General features: G+C 39.8%; 10 protein-coding genes. 8 read left to right on the top strand and 2 right to left on the bottom strand.

The features are described 5' to 3' along the window. The first annotated feature begins 47 nt into the window (after window positions 1–47). The 3 genes from H6G32_RS17615 to H6G32_RS17625 all read left to right on the top strand — a co-directional run bounded on the left by H6G32_RS17615 (window position 48) and on the right by H6G32_RS17625 (window position 3,371). Window positions 48–992: a glycosyltransferase family 2 protein gene (locus H6G32_RS17615; RefSeq protein WP_190460622.1), complete on the top strand. Its 945-nt coding sequence runs from the start codon at window positions 48–50 to the stop codon at window positions 990–992. A gap of 120 nt (window positions 993–1,112) precedes the next feature. Continuing rightward, on the top strand, window positions 1,113–2,417 hold the full coding sequence (locus tag H6G32_RS17620) for a glycosyltransferase family 2 protein (RefSeq protein WP_190460624.1): 1,305 nt from the start codon (window positions 1,113–1,115) through the stop codon (window positions 2,415–2,417). 27 nt (window positions 2,418–2,444) lie between these two features. Next, complete coding sequence (locus H6G32_RS17625) at window positions 2,445–3,371, top strand: NAD-dependent epimerase/dehydratase family protein (protein WP_190460626.1); 927 nt, start codon at window positions 2,445–2,447, stop codon at window positions 3,369–3,371. Between the two features lie 154 nt (window positions 3,372–3,525). On the opposite strand, the gene H6G32_RS17630 is transcribed toward H6G32_RS17625, so the two are convergent. Both H6G32_RS17630 and gatA read right to left on the bottom strand, forming a co-directional pair. Beyond that, window positions 3,526–4,569, bottom strand: coding sequence for a helix-turn-helix domain-containing protein (locus H6G32_RS17630; protein WP_190460628.1), 1,044 nt, complete (start codon window positions 4,567–4,569; stop codon window positions 3,526–3,528). Between the two features lie 492 nt (window positions 4,570–5,061). Then, a complete protein-coding gene (gene gatA / locus H6G32_RS17635; protein WP_190460629.1) occupies window positions 5,062–6,522 on the bottom strand; it encodes an Asp-tRNA(Asn)/Glu-tRNA(Gln) amidotransferase subunit GatA in 1,461 nt (486 codons plus the stop codon). 298 nt (window positions 6,523–6,820) lie between these two features. Between gatA and H6G32_RS17640 the strand changes: the two genes are divergently transcribed. The 5 genes from H6G32_RS17640 (at window position 6,821) to H6G32_RS17660 (ending at window position 10,524) form a co-directional block, all read left to right on the top strand. Then, window positions 6,821–8,176, top strand: coding sequence for a helix-hairpin-helix domain-containing protein (locus tag H6G32_RS17640; RefSeq protein ID WP_190460631.1), 1,356 nt, complete (start codon window positions 6,821–6,823; stop codon window positions 8,174–8,176). A gap of 71 nt (window positions 8,177–8,247) precedes the next feature. After that, window positions 8,248–8,574 carry a DUF6464 family protein gene (locus tag H6G32_RS17645; protein WP_190460633.1) on the top strand — a complete coding sequence of 109 codons (327 nt, stop codon included), beginning with the start codon at window positions 8,248–8,250 and terminating at the stop codon, window positions 8,572–8,574. 224 nt (window positions 8,575–8,798) lie between these two features. Next, window positions 8,799–8,981, top strand: coding sequence for a hypothetical protein (locus H6G32_RS17650; protein WP_190460635.1), 183 nt, complete (start codon window positions 8,799–8,801; stop codon window positions 8,979–8,981). 420 nt (window positions 8,982–9,401) lie between these two features. After that, a complete protein-coding gene (locus H6G32_RS17655) occupies window positions 9,402–9,713 on the top strand; it encodes a hypothetical protein (RefSeq protein ID WP_190460637.1) in 312 nt (103 codons plus the stop codon). Window positions 9,714–9,843: 130 nt separating this feature from the next. Next, the gene (locus tag H6G32_RS17660) at window positions 9,844–10,524 is read left to right on the top strand and encodes a uracil-DNA glycosylase (protein WP_190460639.1); all 681 of its coding nucleotides are present in this window, start codon (window positions 9,844–9,846) and stop codon (window positions 10,522–10,524) included. The last annotated feature ends 321 nt before the right edge of the window (window positions 10,525–10,845 follow it).

Below are 10,845 nucleotides of genomic sequence, written 5' to 3' on the forward strand. Positions count from 1 at the left end.
ATTTACAGAAAATTCAAACAATATAAAAAATCAATTAAGGCAAGCAAATGAATAATAACTCCCTGATTTCAACCATTATTATATTTCTGAATTGTGAACAGTTTTTATCAGAAGCGATAGAAAGTGTATTTAATCAGACTTATCAAAACTGGGAACTACTATTAGTAGATGATGGTTCCACAGATGGAAGTACAGCTATTGCTCAAAAATATGCGGCTCAACATCCCGATAAAGTGCGCTATTTGGAACACGAATCTCATGAAAATCGAGGGATGAGTGCAACTCGTAATTTAGGCATTTCTTATGCTCAAGGAGATTACATTTCTCTCCTTGATGCTGATGATGTTTGGCTACCACAAAAATTAGAGCGACAAGTAGCAATTTTGGAATCTCAACCTGAAGTCGGAATTGTCTTTGGCCCTACAGAATATTGGTATAGCTGGACAGGTAAAGCTGAAGACCAAAAACGAGATGTATTAAGGGAAATTGGGGTGCAGTCTGATACAGTTTTTCAACCACCAAAACTACTTTCTCTTTTACTCACAAATGAAGCTAATGCACCTGCTACTTGTAGTGTGTTATTTCGACGCCAAGTGTTTACAGAAACTGGAGGTTTTGAAGAATCATTTAAGGGATTATTTGAGGATCGGGCATTTTTTTCTAAAGTATATCTAAAGATTCCGGCGTTTGTAATGAGTGAATGTTGGGATAGATATCGACAACATCCTGATTCTAATTGTCATCTTGAAGAAAAAACAGGAAAATATAAACCTTACCGACGTAGTGAAGCTCATTTCAAATTTTTAAAATGGCTAGAGGGATATTTATTTGAACAAGTAGTTAAAGATCCTGATGTTTGGCAAGCTTTGAATATAGGGCTTTTGCCATATCGTAATTTGACTTTGCACTATTTGTATCAAATCAAAAAGCGGTTACAGATTATTGGGCAGCGAATATTACCTACTCCTATTCGCCGCTGGTTACAGGCTTGATTTGAGATGAACAATATTTCTGTAATAAGTGATTTTAATATAATACGGTTTAGTTAATGAGTCTGCGCCTTGAGTATATGCAACCATTAAACATTACCCTAGTCTGAGGAAAAACTGATAATGAGTGATTTTATCCCTCGAAAGATTTTACATATCGAACTTAGTCAAGATATTCCCATATTAGTAGCAGATACTAATCCTGCTTTTTTTTATGTCGTATTTTGGTGGCATGGTATCCCTCTGGGTCATCAAGAAATATTAAACCAGCAATTACCCATGTCTGCGGAACAATTATTAGATTTAGCTGTGCAGACTATTACACCTGCGCTTAAATCCCATTTTTCAAAAAAAAATATTCTTTTTATGGAAGCTTCTACAACAACTTCACCTAGAGAATTAATGAAAACTTGGGAACAGCCTTTTGCCAAGCTATGTAAAGAGTGGTCAAAGTGTGAAAACTATTCAGTTTCTGTGGTAATTTGTACACGCGATCGCCCTGAACAAATAGCACAGTGCTTGCGATCGCTGCAAAATTTATCCCATCCTCCAGAAGAAATTGTAGTGGTAGATAATGCGCCAAGTTCAGATGCAACAAAGCAACTGGTTACTCAAATACCTGGTGTGCGCTATGTCTTAGAACCTCGACCAGGTTTAGATTTTGCTCGTAATGCCGGAATTTACAACAGCACTGGTGACATTATTGCCTACACTGACGACGATGTAGTAGTGCATAGTGATTGGGTTATGAGATTGCGGCAAAGTTTTCGTGATCCTCAAGTGATGGCCCTGACTGGTTTAGTCATAGCAGCAGAATTAGAAACTGAATCACAATATTTATTTGAAAAATACTGGAGTTTTAATAGAGGTTATCAGTCGTTAATCTTTGATAGCCAATATTTTGCCAAATATCAGTTTTTGGGTGTTCCCGCTTGGCGGATAGGTGCTGGTGCAAATATGGCGTTTAGACGTAAAGTTTTTGAACTGGTAGGAGACTTTGATGAACGTCTTGATGTTGGTGCGGCAGGTTGTAGTGGAGATTCAGAATTTTGGTATCGAGTCCTGGCTGAAGGCGGGATTTGCCATTATGAACCAACTGCTGTAGTTTACCACACTCACCGCAAAGAGATGGATAGTCTACAACGGCAGATATTCTTTTATATGCGTGGGCACGTGACAGAACTTTTAATTCGGTTTGAGAAATATAGACATTGGGGAAATCTCGTGCGTCTAGGGTTGATGCCAGTTTATTTCACTTATGTAATTCTCTTTGGTATTTTCAAACAACAACCAAGATTGAAAACTCTCCTAGCAGAAATTCGCGGCTGTTTCTCTGGAGCAAAATTTTATTTTAACCATCAAAAACTAACGAAGTTGCAAAATATTTCCCAGCCATCAATAGAAAAAATATCTAGCAAATTACATTAAGTTATTCATTAATAAATTCGTAAAATTATGCACTTTCTTGTTACAGGCGGCGCTGGCTTTATTGGCTCTCATGTTACCGAACAATTATTATCTGAAGGTCATAGAGTAACGGTTGTTGACAACCTTAAAACTGGTAGCTTCCAGAATTTACAGGAGCATCCCCGGCTCAAATTTATCGAGAAAGATATATTAGCTTGTAAGCCTGAAGATTTTACCACACCAATTGACGGAATTGCTCACTTAGCAGCAACGGCATCAGTTGCAGAATCTTGGTTGCATCCTTTAGCGGCTCATCATAATAATCTTTCTGCAACTATTGCTGTAATTCAGTTATGTCAAGTTCTGAAAATTCCCCGCTTGGTGTTTACTAGTTCTGCTGCTGTTTATGGTAATCCTATTCAGCTGCCGATATCAGAAAATAACCCCACTGCTCCCATTTCTCCCTACGGGTTACAAAAATTGGTCAGTGAGCAATATGCCAGTTTATTTAGTCAAGAATTTGGCTTGTCTGTAGTCAATCTCAGATTATTTAATGTATTTGGCCCGCGTCAAAGTCCTACCTCTGCCTATTCTGGTGTTATTTCTATTTTTGTTAACACCATGCAGGAAGGTAAACCGATTACCATGTATGGTGATGGGAATCAAACAAGAGACTTTATTTATGTTCAGGATGTGGCGATCGCCTTTGCTAAAGCTTTAACAATTTCTCTGGTCAATGGTTCCTGCCTGACATTTAACATAGGCACGGGAAACACCATCTCTCTGCTCCAGCTTGTAGATGTTCTCCAAGATTGTTTTCCCCATTGGCAACCAGCAGTTAACTTTGCTCCGGCTCGTGTAGGAGATATTCAACATTCCCAAGCTGATATCACAAAAGCATCTTCACTTTTAGGATTCACTCCTCATTGGTCAGTTAAGTCTTCTATGCCTCTTTTCATCAAATCGCTGATTTAATGCAGAAGAATATACTCAGAAATCATGAGGAGATGCAATGGCAAAACAGCACAAATTTGAGTCCAAGATTTCTCGGAACAAAAAATGGTAAAAGCCACTTTAGATGTGCTGATAAATTCAAAAATTTAAAATTTAAAATTGGATTTTGAATTGTTTACAGTGTTTCTGGTGGGGCAATATCAGATCCAACACTGATACCAGATATACCAGACTTAATGCCCGGTTTAGTAGTTGCTTCAGTGCTTTGGGGTAACTCTTTATGGAATGAAGCCCCAGGAATAACCACATCTGAATTTAGCGCTCCTTTGCTATTTGTTTGCTGAGATATCCATGACAATCCTCCCACTGCCCCGGCAATAAAGGCCGCGTAGCCCACATACAAATGTATGGGGCTGATTTCCATTGCCGATGCTCCAGAACGTTTTTTGGACTGATCCCAAAAGGGTAAAACTGGTTTCACCTGATTGGGTGCAGGTAAAGAAGCTGCTAAAATTGTGCCATTTAGTCCCAAGGCATTTCCCATGACGCGGATAAAGCCACGAATTAAAACATCTTCTGGCAATAAATGTAAATTTCCATTCTCTACTGCTTCCATATAATCGAGTGATACATGAGTGTAAACATAAAGTTGGCGCAGAGAAAGATTTTGAGATTCACGCGCTTGTCTTAGCTGTTGTCCGATTTGATGGAGAGTTTCTAAGCGCTGCTGGGCTTGTTCAGTAGCGCGAGATTTTTGAGTCCGGTGGAGCCACCTGCTTGGTGTTTTATTTATGGCTTTGCCTTCGGGACTACTTACTGTATTGTCTGCTAGATTAGACTCTGGCAGTAAATTCCCTTGCTTGGAGGGTGATGCAATAGTTGTTAAGTATTGTGATAAGTCGCTAGATTGTTCTGGTTCCACAGTTGGTGAAACAGCCGTATCTAGCTGTGGGTTAATATCTGCAACTGTCTGATGCTTTAGTGCGAATTTCTGAAACGCTAAACCAATTGCTTCTCGGCTGACAGATTTAAACAAAATTTTGGCTTTTTCCTGTGAAGAGCCGAGCAACTTTTCCAACATAGCCAAAGCATGGCGATAAACTTTACTGTGGTGTAGTTCAGTTTCTATTTCACCCAGTAGCGATCGCAATTCATCTTGAGAAATTTTAACACTAGGATTTCCAGGAATGGTCAACAAGTATACAGGTGTCATAGCCATGATTGAAATCTCCCCGATAGCTGGAGTACAGAGTGGTTTTACCTGTATTATTTCTTCTACCGCTGGCTATAAGATCCGGAATGTTAAGTATGATTTATATATCAGCATTATCTAATTTTTTTAGTCTCAACCTAAGTATAAATACATATCTCAGCTGAAGTTAGCAGCTTTGGCATTTTCAAAGACTGATAAAACAATACTAGGACTTACGCACTATACAAATTGAACATAATATGAATCAACAATAATTGGTCATTTCCGGCTTTTGAACATGGCTTTGTAGGGTGCGTCAGACTCAATAATTTGGCAATAATTAACAGATTTTTGACATCTGACGCACCCTACAAGAGACTTAACCAACAATACATACTTGGTGTTTCCTGTCAATGCGTAAGTCCTAAATACATAGAATTTAGAGAAAAAATTCTATGTATATACATAATATGGCAACTGAGTTAGCCCCAGAAATCATTAGTCATTAGCCATTTGGCTTTAAGCTATTTTGGGTGAATGCAGATGCCAAGTAGTAGATTGCTCATAAGCATAAGCTACTTGAAACAGTTGATCTTCTCGCAGTACCTTGCCAATTAGCTGTAATCCTATTGGTAGCCCTTTGTGATCAAAACCACAGGGAAGGCTCAAACCTGGTAAACCAGCAAGATTGACAGGAATAGTCATCAAGTCAGTTAAATACATACTTAAGGGATCAGTAGTTTTTTCCCCTGCTTGGAAAGCTGTGGTGGGAGAAGTAGGACAGACTAAAACATCAACTATTTCAAAAGCTTTTTCAAAATCTTCTTTAATCAGGGTGCGAACTTTTTGGGCTTTCAGATAGTAAGCGTCGTAATAGCCAGCAGAAAGGGCATAAGTGCCAATCATAATCCGGCGCTTAACTTCTGTACCAAAACCAGCGGCGCGGGTACGAGTGTACATCGACAACAGATTGTCTGCATCAGGAGAGCGCAAGCCATACTTGACACCATCGTAACGAGCTAGATTTGCTGATGCTTCTGACGGGGCGATGATATAGTAGCTTGGGACGCCATAGCGGAAGCGGGGACAGGAAACTATATGAATTTCTGCTCCCAAACTTTGTAGTACATCGATGGCTGCGGTAACAGCTTTTTCTACTTCCGAGTCTAACCCTTCACCAAAAGTTTCTTTAATTACACCGATTCTGAGTTTTTTTCTGGCTTTAAGGTCTGGTTTTAAGCTAGCAGAATAGTCGGGAACTTGAACCTTCAAGCTAGTAGAGTCTTTGGGATCGTGACCTGCGATCGCCTTTAATAATATCGTCGCATCTTCTACTGTGCGTGCAAATGGCCCAATTTGATCCAAAGATGAAGCGTAAGCTACCAACCCGTAACGGGAAACCAGTCCATAAGTTGGTTTCATCCCTACCACACCGCAAAAAGAAGCAGGTTGGCGAATCGAACCACCAGTATCAGAACCGAGGGATACCACACATTCATCAGCTGCCACAGCCGCTGCTGAACCTCCAGAAGAACCACCCGGAACCCTAGATAAATCCCAAGGATTAGCGGTGACTTGGTAGGCAGAGTTTTCTGTGGAACTGCCCATAGCAAACTCATCTAAATTGGTTTTACCCACCATCACCGCCCCAGCATCTGCTAGTTTTTGGGTTACTGTGGATTCATAAGGCGGGACAAAATTTTCCAAAATTCGCGAGCCACAGGTGGTGCGAATACCCTTGGTACACAAATTGTCTTTAATGCCAATGGGAATCCCTGCCAATAGCCCAATTTCTTCCCCAGCGGCGATTTTGGCATCCACAGCACGAGCCTGGTCTAAGGCGTGTTGTGCCGTCACAGATAAAAAACTGTGCAATTTCGGCTCTAATACTTGAATACGGTCTAAAGCTTCTTGGGTAATTTCAACGGCAGAACGTTCTTTTTTAATTAGCTGTTCGTGCAACTCGCGGATGGATGCCATGATTGCTCTCTTTGTGACTCAAGTCATTGATTTTAGTACATTTTGACAATTTCTGCCCAGTTGCTTCAGCCTACTCCAATAGTTTTTTCCCAGGGCGGGGTTATACTTTCTGAAGTTTTAAGTCTAGCAATTTACTGCCTGTTAACCGCTTTTGTGCAATTTGCCACATTTTAGAAAAATTTAATTCTATTGTGTGTCAAGGTATAGCGGTGTTGGCTCTAGGGTAAATTTGTAGTAAAAATATTACTTAAATTACATTTTTTGAGCAAGAGAGAATTTGTTTTGAGGGTTAGAAAAAATGGTTAAAATACTTACACGTACTTTTGTAGGCAGAGAAAATGTCTATGATATTGGGCTAGAGCGCGACCATAATTTTGTAATTAAAAATGGTTTGATAGCTGCTAATTGTTTCAATAAATCCCATTCAACAGCTTATGGATATGTAACTTATCAAACCGCATATTTAAAAGCTAATTACCCACTAGAATATATGGCGGCGCTGTTGACGGCTAACAGTGGCGACACCGAAAAGGTGCGGAAATATCTTGATAATTGTATTAGTATGGGTATCCCGATAGATCCCCCAGATATTAATCGCTCTGGGCTGGATTTTACGCCAGCAGCAGGCAAGATTTTGTTTGGATTTTCAGCAGTTCGTAACGTGGGTCAAAATGCGATCGCCTGTATTTTAGAAGCGAGAGAAGAAGCCGGAGAGTTTAAAGAATTTAAAGACCTCGGCGATTTTTGCGATCGCGTAGATTTGCGTGCTGTTAACCGCCGAACTATGGAGTCACTGATTCACTGTGGAGCCTTTGACAAAATCGAACCCAACCGCAATCAACTAATCCAAGACCTAGAATTAGTCTATGATTGGGCCCAATCCCGTGCCAAAGATAGAGCCAGTGGTCAGGGAAACCTCTTTGATTTATTAGGTGGATTTTCGGCTAATCATCAAAAAGCTAATAATGCTTTTGAAACTGCTCCCAAAGCTCCAGATGTGAAAGATTTTCCCCCACAAGAAAAGTTGCGTTTAGAAAAAGAATTATTAGGTTTTTATGTATCCGACCATCCCCTAAAATCCATCCAGCAATCATCCTCAGTTCTCACTCCAATTAATTTGTCGCAACTTGGGTTACAAAAGGATGACACCATACTTTGTGCAGTTGTCATGCTAAATAACGTCAAAAAAGTAGTCACCAAAAAAGGTGACCCAATGGCGATTTTGCAAATAGAAGATTTAACGACACAATCAGAAGCAGTTGTCTTTCCCAAAACTTATGAACGCATTAGTTCTCTACTTGAAGTTGATGCCAGATTGATTATTTGGGGTAAAGTAGACCGAAGAGATGAGCAAACTCAATTTATAGTTGAAGACGCCGAACAGGTAGAAACAGTCAAGATGGTGATGGTAGAACTAAATCCTCAACAAGCAGCAGCCTTTGAAGAAAACCATCGCTTGAGTACGATTTTGAAAGAACATTCAGGAGACAAAGAAAAGGCAAAAATACCGGTGATTGGCATTGTACAGGCAGGAGATGATCGATATCTTGTCCGTTTTGGTAGGCAATTTTGGGTACAAGATTCCAGCACGGCTGTTCAGGCTCTGCAAAACGCCAGATTTCCTGCTCATGTCAAACGATTAATTGGTGGGTAAGCATCTCAAATCAATTGCCAGAGTGCAACATCAGAAATGCTCAATCAGCGCACAAAAGAGGTTAATAGACGGTGTTGAGGACACTTTTAGTGATTACCGTTGGTTTATTACCGTCCCTATTTTCCCTGTGGGTGATCCGTAAAACCCGGTTGCGAGAACGTACACGCTTGCGTCAAGCAGCTTTAAACGTTTCTAGGGCGCGGTTACGGCAAAGTATCAGACCAGTTGAAGGCGATCGCTACTATTTAGAAGGAGTAGGCTATTTGGTTGGCGATATTAGCTGCAAATTTAATGCCAGATCCGGCTATGTCCGTTGTGCTGTCAATCCCAGCGGCCCGTGTGAGGGTTGCCGTCACTATGAACCCAGGGAATTAGCTAGCAGCGACAAGGAAACTTAATTATTTACCTTAAACCAATGTTCACTTTGTTATCAAAATCAAAACTCTGAATTTATCAAAGTGCTTTTCATAACTTAGATAAAATTGCTATATGTTCTAAAATTTCTTGTGCAATTAAAGTCAAAATTTTCTAAACTGGAGAGGTATCATAATTCAGCGTTTTAAGACGAAGTCCCCCTTTTTTTCGTCTACTAACCGCTATATTCACTACATAATGCCGGCTAATGAACATGGTAGAAGATAACCAACTAGTAATACGTCACATTAATCCCGAAGTGAGACAGTTGATTAAGGTATACGCTGCTGTTAACGACTGTACCCAAGCTGAAATATTGGAGCGGATTGTTTTTGAATGGCACTCGCAGCAGAGCAAAAGTGAACGACCGCCAGGAAACGAAGATGAGTAGCTTTTTTATTAATTAATGGGCGATGCTGAAATTGAGTATGCATTTTCAGATTTAGGTAAAATTTCCCAATATACAAAAGCGCCCAAGTTGTGACAGCACAGACATCTGCACCCTGATTTCATAATTCCTGTGCTGCATTCCATACCTCATAAAACCAGCGCATCTGCTGCTCACGGGTGCAGGTAAAGTTATGATTTGCTCATATTAACTGCCACAGATGAAGAAATTCATCGTGCTGAAGCCATATTACGTCATCAAGGAATTGAATATTGGGGCCTTTAGATGATTCCCCACAGACAGAAAACTGATAGGGTGATAGTACAACCCATAATTTCAAAGGTATGCTACCTAGCTTTATTACAGGCATACACTTTTAAATTAGCTGGAGTGTAGACATCTCTCATTAGGAGTAAATATCTTATGTCTCTATCACGAAAAGTCAAAAAATATTACAAATGGTTTTGGGATGAATCCCTTGGCGGTGACTATGATGCCTGGGGTACAAGTACCTACTTTATGGAAATCGGTATTAATTTATATCCCGACAGACAATTAGAAGTTTACGAAAACGGCAATGTATTATCTTATGATGGCAGCCATCATGCAGATGATTTTGGCAGGTTATGCGATCAAAGATTAGGTGATGGCGATATTCAAGAATTTGAAATTTCCAAACTAGAATTTGAACAAGTTTGGCAAACCAAAGTCCCTATAAATAGATCAAGTATCTAGCTAAACTTAAAAAAGTTACAAAAACTCCAAGGGTAAAAATCCTATATATACTAAGTGTTCAGCAATATTCTATTCTGAAAAAATTGCCCACAATCAGTCCACTAATGTCCAAGCCAACATCCCAAGTTTCATGAGCAGCGAAACCCAACTTAGTCTCTTTGACGATTCAACCTTTAATCAACGAGATTTGATTCCTACAGACTCTAAAATTCCTATCCCTCCCGGAACTTATGCTAATCTCACCGAGTTAGAAAATCATTGTAATAACTGTCACCGTTGCGGTTTGGGAGACACGCGCACTCATGCTGTTGTCGGACGAGGTAATCTCCAAGCACCTATCATGATTATTGGGGAAGCACCAGGACAAAGCGAAGACGAAACAGGTTTACCATTTGTGGGTAGATCAGGGCAATTGCTAGATAAAATCTTGGCATCTGTGAATTTAACTACAGAGAACGATGTATATATCGGTAATATCGTAAAATGCCGCCCACCAGAAAACCGAGTTCCCACACCTGAAGAAATGGCGGCTTGCAAACCATATTTATTAGAACAAATTCGCCTAGTTGACCCGAAAATCATTTTATTAACCGGTGCGACTGCTGTCAAAGGTATCACTGCCGATAAACGACCAATTACGAAAATTCGCGGACAGTGGCTAGAGTGGCAAGGGCGTTTGTGCATGCCGATTTTCCACCCTTCTTACTTGTTGCGTAATCCTTCTAAGGAAAGGGGTTCGCCTAAATGGTTGATGTGGCAGGATATACAGGCTGTAAGGGCTAAGTTTGATGAAATCCAAAATAACGGCTGATGGAACTGAATTACCAAAGTCAGAATCAGGATTTATAGGATTTCAAGATTTTCAGGATGATGAAAAATCTCTAATCTTAAACATTGGAAATCTAACAAGATAAACTTTCCTACAAAATCCTGTTAATCCTCTAATCTTGAAAATCCTGATTCTGACAATTAATCTTGAAAATCCTGATTCTGACAATTTTCAGGATAAAGAAAAAACACTAATCTTGAAAATCCTGATTCTGACAATTAATCTTGAAAATCCTGATTCTGACAATTTTCAGGATAAAGAAAAAACACTAATCTTAAAAATCCGAAATCTGAGAAGATAAAC

This window comes from Cylindrospermum sp. FACHB-282, assembly GCF_014697195.1.
Lineage (GTDB): Bacteria > Cyanobacteriota > Cyanobacteriia > Cyanobacteriales > Nostocaceae > Cylindrospermum.